This is a genomic window from Streptomyces sp. NPDC046197, from assembly GCF_040646295.1.
GTDB lineage: Bacteria > Actinomycetota > Actinomycetes > Streptomycetales > Streptomycetaceae > Streptomyces.
In genome coordinates this window covers 303,711-322,620 of record NZ_JBEYZY010000002.1, presented here as the reverse complement: position 1 = coordinate 322,620, position 18,910 = coordinate 303,711, and the positions used below count along the sequence as shown (strand labels likewise).

General features: G+C 72.5%; 13 protein-coding genes and 2 pseudogenes. 5 read left to right on the top strand and 10 right to left on the bottom strand.

What is annotated here, in order from left to right; all coding sequences use genetic code 11:
- Window positions 1–5: 5 nt before the first annotated feature.
- Window positions 6–536, bottom strand: a complete 531-nt coding sequence (locus tag AB0A61_RS04220) for a DoxX family protein (RefSeq protein ID WP_361285731.1) — start codon at window positions 534–536, stop codon at window positions 6–8.
- Window positions 537–750: 214 nt separating this feature from the next.
- Window positions 751–2,028, bottom strand: coding sequence for a hypothetical protein (locus AB0A61_RS04215; RefSeq protein WP_361285728.1), 1,278 nt, complete (start codon window positions 2,026–2,028; stop codon window positions 751–753).
- A gap of 159 nt (window positions 2,029–2,187) precedes the next feature.
- On the opposite strand from AB0A61_RS04215, the gene AB0A61_RS04210 reads away from it, so the two are divergent.
- Window positions 2,188–3,081 (top strand): DUF4429 domain-containing protein, encoded by an 894-nt coding sequence (locus tag AB0A61_RS04210; protein ID WP_361285725.1) that lies wholly within the window; start codon window positions 2,188–2,190, stop codon window positions 3,079–3,081.
- A 16-nt stretch (window positions 3,082–3,097) separates the two neighbouring features.
- Here the strand turns inward: AB0A61_RS04210 and AB0A61_RS04205 are convergent, their stop codons facing one another.
- Entirely contained in the window at window positions 3,098–3,892 is a 795-nt protein-coding gene (locus AB0A61_RS04205; protein WP_361285722.1) for a class II aldolase/adducin family protein, read from the bottom strand.
- 153 nt (window positions 3,893–4,045) lie between these two features.
- On the opposite strand from AB0A61_RS04205, the gene AB0A61_RS04200 reads away from it, so the two are divergent.
- Entirely contained in the window at window positions 4,046–4,519 is a 474-nt protein-coding gene (locus tag AB0A61_RS04200; protein ID WP_361285719.1) for a pyridoxamine 5'-phosphate oxidase family protein, read from the top strand.
- 9 nt (window positions 4,520–4,528) lie between these two features.
- Here the strand turns inward: AB0A61_RS04200 and guaA are convergent, their stop codons facing one another.
- The gene (guaA, locus tag AB0A61_RS04195) at window positions 4,529–6,103 is read right to left on the bottom strand and encodes a glutamine-hydrolyzing GMP synthase (RefSeq protein WP_361285716.1); all 1,575 of its coding nucleotides are present in this window, start codon (window positions 6,101–6,103) and stop codon (window positions 4,529–4,531) included.
- A 349-nt stretch (window positions 6,104–6,452) separates the two neighbouring features.
- Here guaA and AB0A61_RS04190 point away from each other — a divergent pair, with 349 nt between their 5' ends.
- Both AB0A61_RS04190 and AB0A61_RS04185 read left to right on the top strand, forming a co-directional pair.
- Window positions 6,453–6,749 (top strand): chorismate mutase, encoded by a 297-nt coding sequence (locus tag AB0A61_RS04190; protein ID WP_361285713.1) that lies wholly within the window; start codon window positions 6,453–6,455, stop codon window positions 6,747–6,749.
- Between the two features lie 769 nt (window positions 6,750–7,518).
- Entirely contained in the window at window positions 7,519–8,496 is a 978-nt protein-coding gene (locus AB0A61_RS04185) for an LPXTG cell wall anchor domain-containing protein (RefSeq protein WP_361285710.1), read from the top strand.
- Window positions 8,497–8,662: 166 nt separating this feature from the next.
- Here AB0A61_RS04185 and AB0A61_RS04180 read toward each other — a convergent pair whose 3' ends face one another.
- The 6 genes and pseudogenes from AB0A61_RS04180 to AB0A61_RS04155 form a co-directional block, all read right to left on the bottom strand.
- The gene (locus tag AB0A61_RS04180) at window positions 8,663–10,468 is read right to left on the bottom strand and encodes a GMC family oxidoreductase (protein ID WP_361285707.1); all 1,806 of its coding nucleotides are present in this window, start codon (window positions 10,466–10,468) and stop codon (window positions 8,663–8,665) included.
- A 52-nt stretch (window positions 10,469–10,520) separates the two neighbouring features.
- Window positions 10,521–12,134, bottom strand: a complete 1,614-nt coding sequence (locus AB0A61_RS04175; RefSeq protein WP_361285704.1) for a succinic semialdehyde dehydrogenase — start codon at window positions 12,132–12,134, stop codon at window positions 10,521–10,523.
- 198 nt (window positions 12,135–12,332) lie between these two features.
- A pseudogene (locus AB0A61_RS04170) lies at window positions 12,333–13,090 on the bottom strand (hypothetical protein); the annotation flags it as partial.
- Between the two features lie 107 nt (window positions 13,091–13,197).
- Window positions 13,198–14,844, bottom strand: a complete 1,647-nt coding sequence (locus tag AB0A61_RS04165) for a protein kinase (protein ID WP_361285701.1) — start codon at window positions 14,842–14,844, stop codon at window positions 13,198–13,200.
- A 102-nt stretch (window positions 14,845–14,946) separates the two neighbouring features.
- Window positions 14,947–16,575: a serine/threonine-protein kinase gene (locus tag AB0A61_RS04160; RefSeq protein ID WP_361286239.1), complete on the bottom strand. Its 1,629-nt coding sequence runs from the start codon at window positions 16,573–16,575 to the stop codon at window positions 14,947–14,949.
- A gap of 135 nt (window positions 16,576–16,710) precedes the next feature.
- Window positions 16,711–18,594: pseudogene (locus AB0A61_RS04155) on the bottom strand (serine/threonine protein kinase); the annotation flags it as partial.
- A 30-nt stretch (window positions 18,595–18,624) separates the two neighbouring features.
- On the opposite strand from AB0A61_RS04155, the gene AB0A61_RS04150 reads away from it, so the two are divergent.
- A partial coding sequence (locus AB0A61_RS04150; RefSeq protein ID WP_361285698.1) for a hypothetical protein occupies window positions 18,625–18,910 on the top strand: 286 nt, incomplete at its 3' end.

The window sequence follows — 18,910 nt, the reverse complement described above, 5'->3', positions numbered from 1 at the left end:
GTGAGCTACTGGTATCCGCCGGCCCGCTGCCGGCGACGTGCCCGCAGTGCCGCGTCGACGGAGAACATCGAGGTCCCGGCGAGTACCAGGGGCAGCCAGGCCATCAGGTAGGCGAGGTCGTTGCCGTAGTAGTAGGGGGTGGACGCCCAGCTGACCGTGAGCCACAGGCTGAGGGAGATCAGCGCGCCGCCGAGCGCCGCCAGACGGCCGAAGAGGCCGATCAGGATGCCGATGCCGACAGCCAGTTCACCCAGCGCCATGGCATAGCCGAAGCCGACCGGGTTCTTCAGGGCGAGGTCCACCAGGGCCGGGATGGCGGAGGAGTCGCGGACCGCGCGCATCGTGTCGCCGATCGAGCCGGAGCCGCCGTCCTTCATGAAGCTGCCGCTCGTGAGCTTGTCCAGGCCGGCGTAGATGAAGGTGACGCCGAGGAAGACCCGGAGGGGAAGGAGGGCGTAGCGACTGGCGGTGTCCCGCCAGTCTCCGCGTCGGTCGATCGGCGCGGTGTACGTGTCCGTGTGAATACCGTGAGTCATCTCTGCCAGCCGCCTCTCACCGCCTTGGCGTTCGTCCCTCAACCGACGATACGTATGACAGCCGACCCCCGCTCAATCCGGAGACGTCCGTTTCGGCGACCATCGCACGGATTCGATCCCGTGTGCCCCAGCATGCGCTCGACGCGTCAACTGCCGCACGGGGACCGCGAAAACTCCGTACCGGTGCTGCATGATCGCGCCCCCGGGGAGCGCGTCACTCCGTCACGTCGATCGCATACCGGTTCGTCTCGGCTCCCGCCGCCGTCACCACCTGCACGTCCACCCGCCCGGGCTCGACATCTGCCGGAACCGGGACCGTCAGCACGGTGTCCGTGGGGTTGCTGAAGCCGCCCGTCACCGGGACCAGCGGGACATGGACGTTCACCGCGCCGATGCGGACGACCATCCGGGACAGCCGGTCGGCCCCCTGAGCGCCCGGCGGCACGAGCCCCGCCCCGCGGATCTCGATGTCGTCGCCGGTGCGGACCGGCGCGTCCAGGTCGCCTGCCTCCCTCGCCCGTACCACCGAGAGGATCACCGGTCGCCCGCCCTCCGCGTACTTGCCCGCCAGATACGTCGCCGCCGACACCAGCACCACCACCGCCGGCCCCCACGGCAGATCGGGCAGCTGGTCGGGCCGCCGGGCCAGCCGCACGGCGGCGAACACCACCGCCACGGCGCTGATCACGACGTACTGGATGTCCGTGAAATTTCCGCGCCCCGCGTCGTCGGTCAGCAGGTCGGCCGCCCGCGGCCGATCCGCCCGCACCTTCTGGAGCCGCTGGGCCAGGACGCGCAGCCCGACGACTCGCCGCACGAGCACCGCGATCCCGCACACCACGGCCAGGACGGTCACCACACCGGCGCCCCGGGCCAGTTCCAGCCCGGCCATGAGCGCATCGCGTTCCGCGTGGTCCGATGCAAGCGCCAGCCGGCCGGCCAGCACCAGTACGGCGTAGACCACGAAGAGCACCCAGGCCGCCGCCACGCCACGAGAGGTGGACAGCCGGTTGTCCTCGCCGATGACCGGGGCCAGGACCCCACCGCGCGCCCGGTGGAACCACGAGGCGGCCGTCAGCACCCCGCCCACCAGGGCCGCCGCCAGGAGTCCCGCCGTTCGCGCCGCCGTCCAGCCCGCGCCGATGGCCGTCAGTGCCTGCACCACGAGCAGCAGCACGACGGTCGCCCCCACCGTGTCAGCGGTCCGGCGCCACAGCCGCACGAGCCAGGCCTCGCCCTCGGCCCGGCCGCGTTCGGCGACCAGTTCCGCGGACTGCGTCAGCTCCTCCGAGACCCACTGCCGAGAGGCCGACGGCGAGTGCGCCACCGCCGCGGGCAGGCCCTGACCGGCGGCGAACTCGTCCCGCTTGAGCAGGAACGCGGCGACCGCGCGCCGGTGCCCCGCACGCGCCCCGTGCGGACAGTCCCCGCAGGTGCAGCCGCCCTCGTGGACACCCGCGCCCGTCCCGCTCCTCGCCCCCTGCACCGCCACGCCCGACGCCCGCCTTCCCCGAGACCCGCACAAGATCGCAGACAACACCCCTACGCCGACTGCGAATTGTGCCCTACACCACCTCCTCTGCGTCCGCCCGGCTGGTCAGCGCGAGTGAAGTACGGGCGACCGTGTTGACCCGGCTGGGAGAATTCCCGTATGGCCGAGATCATCCAGCGCGACGGGACCTGGGCCTTCGACGGCAGCACGGTCAGGATCACGCCGGGACTCCACCGCTCCGTGCCGCTCTTCCGGCAGACGTACGGGGAGATCGCCGTGCCGCTGGAGGCCGTGGCGAGCGTCGTCTACGAACCCGAGCGCAAGCGCGGCCGGCTGCGTATGCGGCTGCGCGAGGGCGCCGATCCGCTCCTGCAGGCGACGGGCGGCCGGCTGCCGGACGCGGCCGACCCGTACCGGCTGGTCGTGGACATCGACCGCTCCGGAGTCGCCGAGTACGTCGCCGAGGAGATCCGCCGGGCCCTGCTGCTCGACCAGGTACCCAAGGACCCCACCAAGGCCTATCTCCTCACCGGCCCACCGGTGCCGGTCTCGGTTCGTTCCTCCGACGGCACGGTGTCCTTCGACGGCTCCCAGGTGCGCATCGACTGGGCCGACAGCTCCGACCGGGTCAAGCGGGCCACCGGCCCCCGGATCATCGGCGTCCGCGACCTGGTCCAGGTCGAGTGGCTGCCCAACTCCGGCTACGAGGACGGCTTCCTGCGCTTCGTGACGCGCGAGACGGCGTTCTCCAAACTGCCGCCGGAGAAGGACCCGTACGCCCTCGACCTGTGGGGCAGCGTCCGCCGGGACCTGCTGACGGCCCTGGTCGCCACCGCGGTCACCGCCCGGCTGCCGCACCCGTCCGCCCGCACCGGCACGGGATACACGGAACACACGGACCGGCGCGAGCCCGGTGTGCTCGCGCCGGCGGCGGGCGGCGACCACGACGTGCTGCTGCGCCGCCTGCGGGAGCTGGGCGAACTGCACCGGGAAGGGGTCCTGACGGACGAGGAGTTCGCGATGACCAAGGCGGCCGTTCTGCGGTGCTTCTGACCCCCTGGACCGCCCCCTAGCCGAGCAGATCGGGTTCGCTGCGGCTGATGTCCTGCCACAGCGGCTGGTAGTTGATCCACGCCACCAGGTCCCCGCCCAGCTGCTCGCGGGTGGCCACCGCCAGCTTGTGGTCGATCAGGACCGGCCGGCCCGCCGCCCGCGCGGTCAGCTGCACCTGGCACGAGCGTTCCATCGAAAGGAACCACCAGGCCGCGGCGTCCACCGAGTCACCGACCGTCAGCAGCCCGTGGTTGCGCAGCACCAGCGCCTTTCCGGAGCCCAGCGCGGCCGCGATCCGGCGGCCCTCCTCCGTGTCGACGGCGACACCGGTGTAGGAGTCGTACAGAGCGTGGTCCTCGTAGAACGCGCAGCTCTCCTGCGTGATCGGGTCGAGCAGTTCGCCGAGCGCCGCCATCGCGCGTCCGTGCACGGAGTGGCAGTGGGCGACGGCGACGACGTCGGGACGGGCCGCGTGGACCTGGGCGTGCACGGTGAACGCGGCCTGGTTGACGTGGTAGCGGCCCTCGATCACCTGTCCGTCCTGGTTGGCCAGTACCAGGTCGCTCACCGTGACGTGCTTGAACGACATGCCGAAGGGGTTCACCCAGAAGCAGTCGCTGTACTCCGGGTCGCGGGCGGTGATGTGCCCGGAGACGCCCTCCTCGAAGCCGTACCGCCCGAAGATGCGCACCGCGCCCGCGAGCCGCTCCTTGCGGTGCCGGCGTTCGTCCTCGACGGACTCGTGCATCGGCGGCATCGCGAACTGCAGCTGGTCGGTGGGCAGGGGCGGGGGCGGAGTGGGGCCGTGCATGGGTCCTCCGGCACTGGAATCGCTTACGCGCCGGAAGCTACCGCCGGCCGGCTCAGGATGACAGGGCTGGTTTGTAAAGATGCCGCGCACCCGGCCCGGTACACGACTCGATACCCGACAGAAGATGTCGGGTATCGACGCCACACTCGCCGTATGGCAACGAACTGGGCGGCCTTCGCCGCGGTGGAACCCGAGCTCGCCAGGACCGTCGAGGAGCGCTTCGGGGCCTTCACGCATCATGTCCTCGCAACCCTGCGCCGGGACGGTGCGCCGCGCACCACCGGCTTGGAGGTGCGCTTTGCGAACGGGGAGCTGTGGCTCGGCATGATGCCGGGCTCGCTCAAGGCGCTGGACCTGCGACGCGACCCGCGTTTCGCGCTTCAGGCGAACCCGGGGCCCGGTACCGGGATGGGCGGCGGGGACGTCCGGATCGGCGGACGGGCGGTCGAGGTGGACGATCCGGGGGCGAAGGGGGCGTACGTGAAAGAGGTGGAACCGCCGCAGCCGTTCCACCTCTTCCGCACCGAGCTGACGGAGGTCGTGCGGACCTACGTCGAGGACGACGCGCATCTGGTCGTCCAGGTCTGGCGGCCCGGAGCGCCGGTGCGCACGCTCAAACGGACCTGACCGCCGGGACTACTCCCACTCGATGGTGCCCGGGGGCTTGGAGGTGACGTCGAGGACGACCCGGTTGACGTCGCGGACCTCGTTGGTGATGCGGGTCGAGATCTTCGCCAGGACGTCGTAGGGCAGGCGCGACCAGTCGGCGGTCATCGCGTCCTCGGACGAGACCGGGCGCAGCACGATCGGGTGGCCGTAGGTGCGGCCGTCGCCCTGGACGCCGACGCTGCGGACGTCCGCGAGCAGGACCACCGGGCACTGCCAGATGTCGCGGTCGAGGCCGGCCGCCGTGAGCTCCTCGCGGGCGATGGCGTCGGCCTCGCGCAGCAGGTCCAGGCGCTCCTTGGTGACCTCGCCGACGATCCGGATGCCGAGGCCGGGGCCGGGGAACGGCTGGCGCTGGACGATCTCCTCCGGCAGGCCGAGCTCCTGGCCGACCATGCGGACCTCGTCCTTGAAGAGCTTGCGGAGCGGCTCGACGAGCTTGAACTCCAGGTCCTCGGGGAGGCCGCCCACGTTGTGGTGGGACTTGATGTTGGCGGTGCCGGTGCCGCCACCGGACTCGACCACGTCCGGGTAGAGCGTGCCCTGCACCAGGAACTCCACCGCGGGACCCTCGTCCGCGATGATCTCTGCCTGGGCCTGCTCGAAGACCCGGATGAACTCGCGGCCGATGATCTTCCGCTTCTCCTCCGGGTCGGAGACGCCCTTGAGCGCGGTCAGGAAGCGCTCTTCGGCGTCGACGACCTTCAGCTGGACGCCGGTCGCGGCCACGAAGTCCTTCTCGACCTGCTCGGTCTCGCCCTTGCGCATCAGGCCGTGGTCGACGTACACACAGGTCAGCTGGGAGCCGATGGCCTTCTGGACGAGGGCGGCGGCGACCGCCGAGTCCACTCCGCCGGACAGACCGCAGATCGCCCGCTTGTCGCCGACCTGCTCACGGATCGTGGCGACCTGCTCCTCGATCACGTTGCCCGTGGTCCAGGAGGGGCTCAGGCCCGCGCCGCGGTAGAGGAAGTGCTCCAGGACCTGCTGGCCGTGCGTGGAGTGCATGACCTCGGGGTGGTACTGGACGCCGTAGAGCTTCTTGTCGTCGTTCTCGAAGGCGGCGACCGGGACCACGTCGGTGGAGGCCGTCACCGAGAAGCCCTCGGGGGCCGCCGAGCAGGCGTCGCCGTGCGACATCCACACCGCCTGCTCGTCCGGGGTGCCCTCGAAGAGGGTGGAGGACGGCCGGGACACGTGGAGGCCGGTACGGCCGTACTCGCGCGCTCCGGTGTTGTCGACGGTGCCGCCGAGGGACTGCGCCATCAGCTGGAAGCCGTAGCACATGCCGAAGACCGGGACCCCGGCCTCGAACAGGGCGCGGTCCACGGTCGGGGCGCCCTCCTCGTACACCGAGGAGGGGCCGCCGGACAGGATGATCGCCGCCGGGTTCTTGGCGAGCATCTCCTCGACCGGCGTGGTGCTCGGCACGATCTCGCTGTAGACCCGGGCCTCGCGGACGCGACGGGCGATGAGCTGGGCGTACTGCGCGCCGAAGTCGACGACCAGGACGGTGTCGGGGGCGGCGGGGGTCGCTGATGACACGGGGTGCCTTCCGGCGGGTGGGCGGGGGTCTTGTGCTGACGATTCTACCGGGGCGGCCGTGCGCGGCCTCGCCGCCGGGGACTCCGCCCCCAGACCCCCGGCCCGTGCCCGCCCACCACCGATCTCGGCCGCGGGGGAAGGCGCCGTGGCATACTGGCCGCATGCTCGCGCAGACGACCTTCCTGTTTACCTATGGCAACCGGCCCACCGGCTGCCATGGTCGTGCTGCTTGAGCCACTGACAAGCGACTTCCCAGGCGCCCCGGGCCGACAAGGTCCGGGGCGCCTGGCGTTTTCCGGATCCTGCCGCTCCGGGGCACCGCGTCCCGTTCCGACGAGGAGCCTCCGACATGACCGCCACCACGACGCAGACCACCGAGAAGACCGGCGCCCGCACCCCCGAGGCCGCCGACGTGATCACCGGTGCCCGCGAGCGCATCGACGCACTCGACGACCGCATCATCGGCCTGGTCCAGGAGCGGATGGCCGTGTCCGCCGTCGTCCAGGAGGCCCGGATCGCCTCCGGCGGCCGGCGCGTGAACCTCTCCCGCGAGATGGAGATCCTCGGCCACTACAGGGAGGCGCTGGGCAAGCCGGGCACCGCGCTCGCCATGACCCTGCTCGAGCTGTGCCGCGGCCGGATCTGAGCGGCGGACACGCGTCCGAAGCTCTCACCCGTACGGCGCGTGACCGCCACGCGGGCGTCTCGTTGCACCGGGTGTCCGTGCCAGCCAGGGGCGGACTGAAGGAACCACGCGTGGCTCTCTGGGGCGATGAGGCGTTCGGATCGTGCTGTGCGTCGTGGGACCTCGCCCCAGGGAAGTGACCGGACGGCAGGGGACAGCAGCCCGGTCACCCAGGTAAAGGCCGGCTCCGGGGACGCCCGGGGCCGGCCGGCGGGAAAGCCGACCGGCGAAAACAGAAAAATGCACAGGGCTGGGTCAAACGGTTGCGGGCGCGGCGCTCATCCAGCACGATGCGTAGAAAGCCCCCGGACCCCAAGTCCCCGCCCGGACAACCGCCTTGCAGTGCACCGCCCGACCGCCAGAGGTCGAGACCAACCGTGCGCCTCAAGTGCGCCGGGGCGCCGACCTGGAGCATGTCGAGCAAGCGGCGCAACCCCCCGGCGCCGCTCCTCAGGCACCGGCGCTGCCCTGACGTCGGTGCTGACGAAAGAAGGGCCCCGCGGCCAAGTCCCGCGGGGCCCTTCCCCTGTGGGCGAGTGGGGGCCTGTGTGACACAGGCCACATAAGAGTCCGGTGAAGAGCAGTGCAACCTTTCACAGGCTTCCAAGGTCACATCTGCGGAACCACGGGCCACTCCCGCGCCCCACACGCGGAGGCCTCTCCCAACGTTCGTACCGCGAAGCCGCGGTACACCGGACATCCCGAGGTCTTCATGAAGCTTCGCCGTGCCATGGCAGCAGCCGCCGCGACGGCCGCGATAGCCCCGCTTGCGCTGCTCGCGGCACCGGCCGCGTACGCGTCCGACGACCAGAGCTCCTCGCCGAGTGCCAGTGTGAGCGCCGGCGAGTCGCCGAGCGGGAGCCAGTCGCCGTCCGCGAGCGAGTCCACCACCACCTCTCCCGCGCCGAGCTCCTCCGCTTCCGCTTCGCCGAGCACGTCCGCATCCGCCTCCGCGTCGGCCTCGACGTCCGCGACGCCGTCCCACTCCGCGGAGCCCACCCCCGACCCGACGCCCTGCACGGACGGCGAGGTCGACCCCGGCTCCCAGCTCACCATCGCGGTCTCCGGCCTGCCCGGCAAGATCGTCGCCGGCAGCGGCTGGCACACCTTCAAGCTCACCGCGGCCAACCACAGCGACCAGTCCCTCGGCCAGGTGCGGTGGCTGGCCGTCGTCGACAACGACTCGATGAGCGAGAACGAGAAGGACTGGCTGATCACCTACGCGCGGCTGGAGTACTTCAACCCCCAGTCCAAGAAGTGGGAGTCCATCGCGCAGGAGTTCGGCAACGGTGTCTACTTCGGTGAGACGCCGCTCGGCCCCAAGCAGACGGTCGACATCCAGCTGCGCGTCGACATCACCGCGAAGGCCCCCGTGGGCGACGGCTTCAGCGTGGGATTCGGCGGTTACGTCGACCAGGAGAAGAACTGCGTGCACAGCGCGTTCGACTCCTACGAGTTCACCGTCCTCAAGCCGGGCAGCAGCAACGACAACCCCGGTGAGGCCAAGCCCGGCGGCAAGGGCACCAAGCCGGCCGGCGGCAAGGAGCCGCAGGGCGGTGCCAAGGAGATCCCGCCGACCGGCAGCCTCGCCTCCACCGGTTCCAGCTCCGCGCTGCCGATGATCGGCCTGGTGGGCGGCGCCGCGGTCGTCGCCGGTGCGGGTGCGATCTTCGTCGTGCGTCGCCGCAAGGCCGGTGCGGACGCGTAACGCGTCGTAGGACCACCGCAAGAAGAGGGACCTGCGCCAGGAGGGGGGCGCGGGTCCCTCGTCTTTTCCCGCCGGTTCTCGCCGGATCCCGCCGGTTCTCGCTGTCTCTTGGTTCTACTTGCTTCCTCCTGTTGCTTCCTCCTGTTGCTTCCTCCTGCCGCACCGATCACTTCTTCGGCGGTACCGCCGGCATTCCCAGGAACGGCAGCCGCAGCGCGCCGAACGCGTCCGCCGGAACCACCGGGGCCTTCGGCTCGACCGGCGCGAGGCGCTGGTACGCCGCCCCCGGCGACGGGCGCGAGTCGGCCTCCCCCTTGTTCGGCCAGTACGCCATCGCCCGCTCGGCCTGGGCGGTGATGGTCAGGGACGGATTGACGCCCAGGTTCGCCGACACCGCCGCCCCGTCGACCACCGAGATGCCGGGGTGGCCGTACAGCCGGTGGTACGGGTCGATCACCCCCGACTCGGCGGTGGCCCCGATCGGGCAGCCGCCGAGGAAGTGGGCGGTGAGCGGAGTGCCCATCAGCTCGCCGACGTTGGAGCCCGCGAAGCCGTTGATCTCGGCGGCGAGCGCGGACGCGCCCTCGGTGGCGGCCCTGATCTGCTTGGGGTTGGGCGAGCCGTGGCCCTGGCGCGCCGTCAGCAGCCCCTTGCCCACGCCGTCCGGCTTCAGATACGTCGTCAGGGAGTTGTCCAGGGACTGCATCACCAGGCCGATGATGGTCCGCTCCGACCAGCGCCGGTTGGACAGCGAGCGCAGGACGAGCAGCGGATGACGGGCGGCGTTGCGCAGCCAGGCCGCGACCCGGGAGGAGCCCTCCGCGTAGGGGACCTGGAGGATGGACAGGCCACCCATCGAGTTGGAGCCCTTGCCGTAGCGGACCGGCTCGATGTGGGTGTTCTCGTCGGGGTGGACGGACGACGTGATGGCGACTCCGCGCGTGAAGTCGGCCCTGGGTTCGCCGGTCGCCCTGCGGTAGCGCCGGTTGTCGGTCTGGGCGCCGACCACTGCCTCCGAGTTGGTTCGGGTGAGTTCGCCCAGGCGGCCGGAGAGGTGGGGCAGTTGGCCGCCCGCCTTCATGCGGTGCAGCAGCGTCTGGGTGCCGTAGGTGCCGGCGGCGAGGACGACCCGGCGGGCGGTGAAGATCCGGCCCGTGCCCTTCTTCTTGTTGTCGGTGGGCAGGGTGGCGACCGCGTACCCGCCGCGCGAGTCGTCCGTGACCGACACGACCGTCGTCATGGGGTGCACGACCGCGCCCGCCTTCTGGGCGAGGTACAGGTAGTTCTCGTTGAGGGTGTTCTTCGCGCCGTGCCGGCAGCCGGTCATGCACTCGCCGCACTCGGTGCAGGCCTTGCGGTCCGGTCCCGTCCCGCCGAAGTAGGGGTCGGCGACCGGCTCGCCCGGCTTCACCCGGGCCGTCCCGTCGGCGTCCTCGCCGTCTCCGAAGAACACCCCGACCGGCGCCATGTGGAAGGTGTCCCCGACACCCATCCGCTCGGCCGCCGCCTTCAGGTGCACGTCGGACGGCGTCATCGTCGGGTTGAGCCGCACACCCAGCATGCGCTGCGCCTGGTCGTAGAACGGCTTCAGCTCGTCCTGCCAGTCGGTGATGTCCCGCCACTGCGGGTCGTCGAAGAACGCCTTCGGGGGTACGTAGAGGGTGTTGGCGTAGTTGAGGGAACCGCCGCCGACCCCGGCGCCCGCCAGCACCATCACGTTGCCCAGCAGATGGATGCGCTGGATGCCGTACATGCCGAGCCTGGGGGCCCACAGGTAGTTCTTCAGGTCCCAGGAGTTCTTCGGGAGGGTGTCGCGGGTGAATCGGCGACCGGCTTCCAGTACACCGACCCGGTACCCCTTCTCGGTCAGACGCAGGGCGGTGACGGAGCCGCCGAAGCCGGACCCGACGACAATGACGTCGTAGTCGTGGCCCCCGTCGTCCTGGGCGTGGGCAGAGTTCTCCTGTGACACGTGCTCTCCTCGTTGAGAACTGCCGGAGTCCGGCGGCATCTACCGGCGGCATCTAGCGGAAACGGAACGCCTTCATCAGCTTCAGGCTCCGGCTCATGAGCGCGGCGTACTTCTCGTCGTCCATGCCCAGTGACGGAGCCATCGGCAGCAGCCGCTGGTGGGCCACGGTCTGGGCCTCGGTGTACTTGAGGATGCCCTCGGAGCCGTGCCGGCGGCCCAGGCCGGAGTCCTTCATGCCGCCCATCGGCGACTGGACGCTGCCGTAGGCCGGGGCGTAGCCCTCGTTGACGTTCACCGTGCCGGTGCGCAGCCGGGCGGCGACCTCACGGCCCCGCCGGGCGTCCCGCGTCCAGACCGACGAGTTCAGGCCGTACGGCGTGGAGTTGGCGCGCTCGACGGCCTCGTCCTCGGTGCTGAACCGGTAGATGGAGACGACCGGGCCGAAGGTCTCCTCGGTGCACACGGCCATCGGCGCATCGACGCCGTCGAGGATGGTCGGCTCGTAGAAGTAGGGGCCGATGTCCGGGCGGGCGGTGCCTCCGGCCACGAGCCTGGCGCCCTTGGCGAGGGCCTCCTCCACGTGCCGCGTCACGGTCTCCAGTTGTCGCTCGCCGACCAGCGAGCCCATGTCGGCGCCGTAGGCGAGGGAGGTTCCGAGCCGCATCGCCTTGGTGCGCGCGGCGAAGCGTTCCAGGAAGGCGTCCGCGACGGACTCGTGGACGTACAGGCGCTCGATGGAGATGCACAGTTGGCCCGCCGAGGAGAAGCAGGCGCGGACGGCGCCCGCGGCGGCCTTCTCGATGTCGGCGTCCTGCAGCACCAGCATGGCGTTCTTGCCGCCGAGTTCGAGGGAGACGCCGACCAGGCGGGCGGCGGCGCTCTGGGCGACCTCGCGGCCGGTGCGGGTGGAGCCGGTGAAGGAGACGTAGTCGGCGCGCTTGACGACCTCCGGACCGACGACCGGTCCGTCACCGAGGACCACCTGGAAGACCTCGGTGGGCAGCCCTGCCTCGATAAGCAGGTCCCGGGCCCACAGGGCGGTCAGGCAGGTCTCCGTGTCGGGCTTCATGACGACCGCGTTGCCCGCGGCGAAGGCGGGCAGCGCGTCACCGACCGACAGCTCCAGCGGGTAGTTCCAGGGGGCGATCTGGCCCACGACACCGCGCGGGTGGCGCAGTTCGGTGACGCGCGTGAGGGTGGGTATGGCGCCGGTGTGCCGCTTGGGCCTGAGGTAGGCGGCGGCCCTGCGGCCGTAGTGCCGGGCGGCCACGGCGACGGCCTGCACCTCCTCGTGGGCGTGCAGGCGCGCCTTGCCGGTCTCCAGCTGGATGAGGTCGAGGACCTCGGCCTGGCGGTCGAGGACCAGGTCGTGGAAGCGCAGCAGGACGGCCGCGCGCTGCCGTACGGGGGTCTGCGCCCAGACGGCCTGGGCGGCGCGGGCCCGCTCGAAGGCCAGGGCGACGTCCTCGGGGGTGGACTCGGGCAGGTCGGCGAGCTTCTCGCCGGTGAACGGCGTGTGGTTGGCGGTCCGGCCGGATCCGGCCACGCCCTTGGTGAGCTGGGCCACCAGCTCGGGGGTGACCACGTCGGCGGCGGTGCGGGCGCCCGCGGGGGCGGGGGCCAGGGGATTCGTGCCGGTTTTCTCCGGGGCCTGCGAGTCCGTCATGAGGCGCAGGGTATGCCGCGGCGGGGGCTTTGTGTACCCGTCGGTAATGGGGATTCACCGAGTGCTCACACACCGCCAGTGATCACTGGCAACGAACGCGCTGATCAGCGCGTTGTACAGGGAGATTGTGCGGGAGAACGAATACCCGATCACTTTTTCCCCGGGTCGCCGGCCCCGGACCGCCGGCCCCGGACCGCCGGCTCCCGCGACGACCGCCGCGCCGAGCCCGGCCCACGCCGTGCGCCCGAGCCGGAAGCGGCGCCGCGCCCCGTCCGTGCCGGTGCCTTCGGCCTGCCGCACCACCTGCGTGGGCGTCGGTGGTGCGGGCTCCTTCGCGGCCGCCTCCAGCAGGGCGCGCACCCGGGCCGCGTCCGGGCGGCGCGCCGGGTCCTTCTGCAGCAGGCCCGTGACGACCTCGGCGAGCGGGCCCGGGGCGGCGGCCGGCGGCACGGGCACCGCGTTGAGCACCGACTGGAGGGTGGCCGGGGTGTTGCTGCGGCGGAACGGGGAGACGCCCTCCGCGGCGGTGTACAGGACCACGCCGAGCGAGCCGCGACACTGGCGGTGCCCGGCGACTACCAGCGCTCGGTGCCGGACCGGAAGACGGACAAGACCCACTGGGTGGCCTACAGCGACTGGAGCGGCAGCATCCGTGTCGGCCTGACCCTGCTGAGGAAGTCCGAGGACACCGCGGGGCTCCTTGACGGCGACCTCGCGGTCCATGGTCTCGTCCTTGGCCCGCCACACGGTCCCCATGCCGCCGTGGCCCAGCCTGGCGAGCAGCCGGTAGCGTCCGGCGATCAGCCGGCCGGTTCCCGCGTCGGGTGCGGGCGCGGGCGAGGCGCAGGGGGACGGGGGTTCCGGGAATGCGGCACCCGTGCCTGCGGGGCGGGCGGTTGCAGCACAAAACTGGTCGGCTCGTCGGCCTCGTAGCGGGCTCCCCCGTGACTGCTCATGGGTCCATCCACATCGCGCCGACCGCACCCGCCTCCACCGCGGGGGCCCCGCGGTCACAGACCCGTGACCTAGGGGGTGCCGGCAGGCAACGTTGCCTGCTGGGGCACTAGCCGACGAGGAACGTGTCCAGCGCCACGTCGAAGTACTCCTTGGCCTCCCGCACCTTCCCGACCGGAGCCGAGACCCACACGTCGTACATCTGTGCGTTCTGGTCCCAGCACAGGTCGTACGTGTGCCGCGGTCCCTCGGCCGCGCTGAAGCCGTTCCAGGTGAACTCCCAGAGGGCCGCGGGCTGTCCGTCGTGCGTGACCGCGGTGACCTCGCCGTCGTGGTAGCCGGGGTTGTCGGCGGGACCGGCGGCGTCCGAGCGGCGCATCACCGCGAGCGGGCCGCCCGCCCCCGGATCGGCGATCTTGATGCCCAGGCGGAAGGTCTCCCCCGGCGACATGTAGAAGATGCGCTCGCCCTGCGGCTTGCGGGTGAAGCCGTCCGGCACGGCGACCGAGAAACCGGCCGGGTCATGGACCGTGTGGTAGCCAGAGGGCGCGGTGGGGCCGTGGGCGGCGGGCGAGGACCGGCCGGCGCTGCCCTTCGAGGCGGAGGCCGGGCTGGTCGGCGCGCCCGGTGAGGACGCCTTGCCGGTGCCCTTGCCCGCCGGGGCGGTGACCGCGGTGCGCGGCGAACTCGTCGGCGTACCGGCCCCGTTCCCGCCTCCCTGCATCAGCAGGGCCGCGGCGGACACTCCCGCCCCGGCCATCGCGGCCACCAGCAGCGCCGCGACCAGCACACCCCGGGTGGAGTGCGGGGTCGGTGTCTCGGACGGCCGTGCGTCGGGCGGCGTCACCGGCGGCGTGACCCCCTGGGGCGGCCCGGGCACGTCCCGCTGCGTGGGGCTGTAGCGGGACGGTGGCTGCGGGGTGCGGCCCGAGTCGAGGAAGGCCCGCAGCATCCGCTCCGCCTCGGCCGCGTCCAGCCGCCGGTCCGGATCGCGTTCCAGCAGCCCCCGTACGACGGGAAGGACCGGCGCGGCCTGCGCGGGTGGCCGGATCTCGTCGAAGACGACCGCGTGCAGGATGCCGCCCAACGAGTCGCGGCGGAAAGGCGATTCGCCGCTCAGGGCCGTGCACAGCAGCGCCCCCAGCGACCACAGGTCGGACTCCGGGCCGGTCCGGGCCCCGGACATCCGCTCGGGCGCCGTGTATTCGGGCGAGCCGACGAAGGAGCCGGTCTCGGTGAGCGTGGTCGCGCCCGCGACCTGGGCGATGCCGAAGTCGGTGAGGACGACCCGGTCGGTGCCGGACTCCACCAGGACGTTGGCGGGTTTGATGTCACGGTGCAGGACCCCCGCCTCGTGCGCCGTGCGCAGCGCGCTGAGCAGGGCGATGCCGATCCGGGCGGCTTCGCCGGCGTCGATCGGGCCGTGCGTGGCGATCCGGTCGGCGAGCGAGCCGCCGTCGATCAACTCCATCACGATGTACGGGCGTTCGTCCTGCTCGACGACGTCGTGGACGACGATGATGTGCGGGTGGCGCAGCTGGGCGACCGCGCGGGCCTCGCGCAGCGTGCGGTCGCGCTGAAGGCGGGCCTCCTCGGCGGAGAGCGTCTCGTCGAACGGGAGTTCCTTGACCGCCACCCGCCGGCCGAGCAGTTGGTCGGTCGCCTGCCACACCACGCCCATGCCCCCGCGCCCGAGCCGCGCCTGAAGGCGGTAACGGCCCGCGATGACACGGAGGTCGTCCCCCTCGGTCCCCATGCGCCCCATCATGCCGCATAGAACCGCCGCCCTCCGGGGCCGAGAGTGAGCCAAAGGGGCGCACCGGAGGCGCACCATCGCACAGGGCGCAGGGCCGAGCGGTCAGGCGGAGTCCGGACTCCAGCCCTGCAGCACCGACTTGAACTGCTTCTCCGTGGTCGCCCAGTCCTTGGCCGGCGAGGACATGTAGATGGCGTACTCGATACCGTCGCGGGAGAAGTACGTCTCCTCGATGGCGTGGCGCGGCCCGGGGAACGGCGTGTCCCTCGGCAGCGCGTTCCAGGTGTACTCCCACAGCGAGCCCGAACGGTCACGGTAGGTGTTGGCCTGGAGGGTCACCCGCTTGTAGTCGACCAGCCGCTGCAGCTGCTGCTCCAGGTCGAGCTGGTGATCGTGGGCGGTGGCGAAGTCCGGTGAGGTGTCGATGGCTATGCGGATGAAGTGCTTCCCACCGTCGGGCGTGTAGTCGACCTGATGGGTGGCCTTGTCGAACTCCTGTCGCTTCCACTTCTCGCCGGGCACGGCGATGCTGAAACCGTAGGGGTCGGTGCGGCGCACCCAGCCGGCCGGGAGGTCGTTCGACGCAGCGCCGCCGGTGTGCGTCGGGCTCGGCGCGGGCGTGTTCGACGCGGCCGTATGGATGTCGTCCTGCTGTCGGCGGTCGTCCCACTTCTGCAGCGCGATCGCGGTGCCCCCGCCGATGAGCGCAGCGAGCACGACCACGAGAGCGAAGGTGCGCAGTCGGCGGCGCCTGGCCGGGGCCGGAGCGGGGGCCGGGGCGTGTGCCGGGCCGACGGCCGTCGGAGTGGCCGCCGGCTGGTACCGCGTCGTCGCGGCGGTTTCCGTCCCGGCGGGGACCGAGTGTCCATGGGTTCCGACCGACTGGGTCGGCACATACGCCTGCGCCGCGCTGGGCCGGCGCCCCTCCGCCGCCTCCGCCAGCATCTGCACCGCCGCGGCCGCGTCCGGCCGGGTGGCCGGGTCCTTGCGCAGCAGGGCGGTGATGACCGGGGTGAGCGGACCGGCGTTCTTGGGCTCGGCGGGCTCCTCGTCGACGACCGCCTGCATGGTGGTCAGCGGCGAGGTGCGGCGGAACGGGGACAGGCCCTCGACCGCCGTGTACAGCGTGGCGCCGAGCGCCCAGAGGTCGGAGGCCGGGCCCGGGTCGTGGCCGCGGACGCGCTCGGGGGCCAGGTAGTCGACCGAGCCGACGACCTCCCCGGTGCGGGTGATGGTGGTGTCGCCCTCGATCTGGGCGATGCCGAAGTCGGTGAGCAGGACGCGGCCGTCGTGGGAGAGCAGCACGTTGCCGGGCTTGACGTCACGGTGCAGTACCCCGGCGGCGTGGGCGGCGCGCAGCGCGCGCAGCACCCACAGCCCGATGCGGGCCGCCTCCGTCGGTTCCACGCGGCCCTGTTCCTTGACCGCGTCGGCCAGCGAGTGACCCTCGACCAGCTCCATGACGATCCACGGCCGGCCGTCGTGCTCCAGCACGTCGTGCACGGTGACGACGGCGGAGTGGTTGATCCGCGCGGCCGCGCGCGCCTCGGCCCGGGTGCGCGCCAGAAGGACCGCCTGGTCGCTCTCGGAGACGTAGAGCGCGGCGGTCAACTCCTTGATGGCGACGGCCCGGTGCAGCACCTCGTCGTGCGCGCGCCACACCCGGCCCATGCCACCGCTGCCGATGGCGTCGGCGAGCCGGTAGCGGCCCGCGAGGAGCAGGCCCTGCATCTGATTCACGTTTCCCCGCAATGGTCTTGACAGGGTCAGAGTAAGGACCACCCCTCGAACAGGGAACCAGCGGGGTGCCAAGGAGACCGCACTGTGACGGTTGTCGCTTCCCAAGACGGGCGGGATCCGCCGGAATCAACCCGTGAACCGGTAGGTCGCCGACGCCTGCTCGTACACTTTGGTCACTTCGTCCCGCTGGGTCTCCGGGCCGCGCACCTGCACCACGTGGTAGCGCCCGTCGAGAAGGATGGCGAGGTTGCGTACGAACAGCTCGTGCCCGGCGGCGTCGGTCCAGGTGAACTGGCCCTCGGCCATGGTCCGCCCGCCGACCTGGATGGTCCGCATCCCGGAGGAGGTGGCCCAGCTGGAGTCGCGGTAGCCCTGGAGCTCGGACTCCTTCTCCCGCTGGTACGCCATCGGGTCGCTGCCGAACTCGGCCGCGCCGTCCCGGCCGGGCACCACGATGAGTTCGAAACCGCCGTGCGAGTACACCACTTGGCCGTGGTCGTTCTTCGGCGCGCGGTCCCAGCCCTTGGCGACGGCGATCTCGAAGCCGGCGTCCTTGCGCAGGGTGAAGCCCGCCGCGGCGTCGGGGCCGGTCGTCTGTGTCTCGGCGGAACCGGTCGACTGCGAGGCGCTGTTGTCCGCGGATGGTGAGGTCTGACCGGACCGGGGCGCGCCGCTCGCGCCACCGGAGGAGGGCGCGGGGGCGGGGGACGCCTCGCCCGCGGCTCCGGTGCGGTCGCCGCCGGCCGCGCCGTCGTGGCCGGACTTCGGCATGAACAGCATCGCGTAGGCGATCGCCGCGGCCAGCACGAGCAGGACCAGCAGGAGCAGCGTGCGGCCCAGGCGGCGCGGTGAACGGGCCTCCTTGCCGGGCCGCTTGTGCCTGCCGTGCGGGGCGGGCAGCCCGGCGCGCCGCCTGCGCACCAGCTCGCCCCGGCGGCGGACGACCGGCAGCCGGCTCGGGTCGGCGGGCGGGGCGGCGACGACGTGCGCGCCGGCCTCCGCCTCGGGCGCGGACCGCACCAGCGAACGCAGCCAGCCGCTCAGTTCCTCGAAGTCGAGCCGGTCGGTGGGGTCCTGACGCAGCAGCGACTCCACGACGGGCCTGAGCGGTCCGCACTCCTCGGCGAAGGCGGGCGGCTCCGCGCACACCAGCTGCACCAGCTCGGCGGTCGACTCCTCCGGGTACGGGGCGTGCCCCTGCACGGCGCGGAACAGCAGCGCGCCCAGCGCCCACAGGTCGGTCGCGGGCCCGATGGGCGCGGCCAGCTGCCAGTTCTCGTGCACCGGCCCGGCCTGTTCCGGCGCCCATCGCTCCGTCACCGGCCCGACCACGGTCATCCGCGCCTGCCGTGCCCGCTCGGCCGCCAACGCGGTGGCGGGTCCCCTCCGTACGGGGGTGCCGGCGGCGAGGTCGTCCCAGCGGGTGGAGGGCCGGTCGGGGGGCGCGCTCGCGAGTTCCGGGACGCCGGGGGCGGCATCCGCGGCGAACCCGGCCGCGGAACCCTGCTGCCCCCCGCCGACGCTGCCCCCGGCGGGAAGCGCCGGGCGTACCTGGCCCTGCTCGGTGGCCGGTGCCGCGCCGCCGGACCCGGTGCGGGGGACGGCGCCGGGCCAGGGGGCGGCCTGGACGCCGTAGGGGTCGGCGATCCGGCCCGGGGGCGTGCCGCCGGCCAGGTGGTCCGCGCCCTGTCCGGGGGCATACGGCGACTGGGAGGTGCCGCTGGTCCGGGGATCGCCCTCGGCGGGCGGCCGGGCGCCGGGCAGCGCGGCGCGCGCACTCTGCTGCGCCTGCTGCACCCGGGCCGCCGCCCGGGCGCCTGCGCGGTACGCGGCGATCGCGCCCGCCCGCGCGGCCCTGATGTCCCCGGTGCTCTCCGGCGCCCGCCGGGCCGGCGCCCCCGGCGCCCCGGCCGCGCTCGCCGGGTCGGCCCCGGCCGCGGGCAGTCCACCGACCGCCCGCGCCTCGATCGCGGCCCGCCGCGCCGCCTCGGGATCTCCCGCACCGCCCACCGGGCCGCCCGGAGCACCCGAATCCGGACGATGCCCGGAAGCCCGGCCGCCCGCGCCCGCCGAACCCCCGAACGCGTCCGCGCCACCGGCCTGCCCGAAACCGCCCGGGCGTCCACCGAACCCACCAACGTCCCGCGCGCCACCAGCACCACCGAACGAACCCACTCCGCCGGAGGCCGCACCGCCACCGCCTCGGCCGGAGGCCGCACCGTCACCGAAGTCGCCCGCGCCCGCCGAACCCCCGAACGCGTCCGCGCCACCGGCCTGCCCGAAACCGCCCGGGCGTCCACCGAACCCACCAACGTCCCGCGCGCCA

What these genes read in the sequence shown, in the direction of transcription:
- AB0A61_RS04220 (WP_361285731.1), bottom strand. Translation starts at nt 536, where the DNA reads ATGACTCACGGTATTCACACGGACACGTACACCGCGCCGATCGACCGA.
- AB0A61_RS04210 (WP_361285725.1), top strand. Translation starts at nt 2,188, where the DNA reads ATGGCCGAGATCATCCAGCGCGACGGGACCTGGGCCTTCGACGGCAGC.
- AB0A61_RS04205 (WP_361285722.1), bottom strand. Translation starts at nt 3,892, where the DNA reads ATGCACGGCCCCACTCCGCCCCCGCCCCTGCCCACCGACCAGCTGCAG.
- AB0A61_RS04200 (WP_361285719.1), top strand. Translation starts at nt 4,046, where the DNA reads ATGGCAACGAACTGGGCGGCCTTCGCCGCGGTGGAACCCGAGCTCGCC.
- AB0A61_RS04190 (WP_361285713.1), top strand. Translation starts at nt 6,453, where the DNA reads ATGACCGCCACCACGACGCAGACCACCGAGAAGACCGGCGCCCGCACC.
- AB0A61_RS04185 (WP_361285710.1), top strand. Translation starts at nt 7,519, where the DNA reads ATGGCAGCAGCCGCCGCGACGGCCGCGATAGCCCCGCTTGCGCTGCTC.
- AB0A61_RS04175 (WP_361285704.1), bottom strand. Translation starts at nt 12,134, where the DNA reads ATGACGGACTCGCAGGCCCCGGAGAAAACCGGCACGAATCCCCTGGCC.
- AB0A61_RS04165 (WP_361285701.1), bottom strand. Translation starts at nt 14,844, where the DNA reads ATGGGGACCGAGGGGGACGACCTCCGTGTCATCGCGGGCCGTTACCGC.
- AB0A61_RS04160 (WP_361286239.1), bottom strand. Translation starts at nt 16,575, where the DNA reads ATGCAGGGCCTGCTCCTCGCGGGCCGCTACCGGCTCGCCGACGCCATC.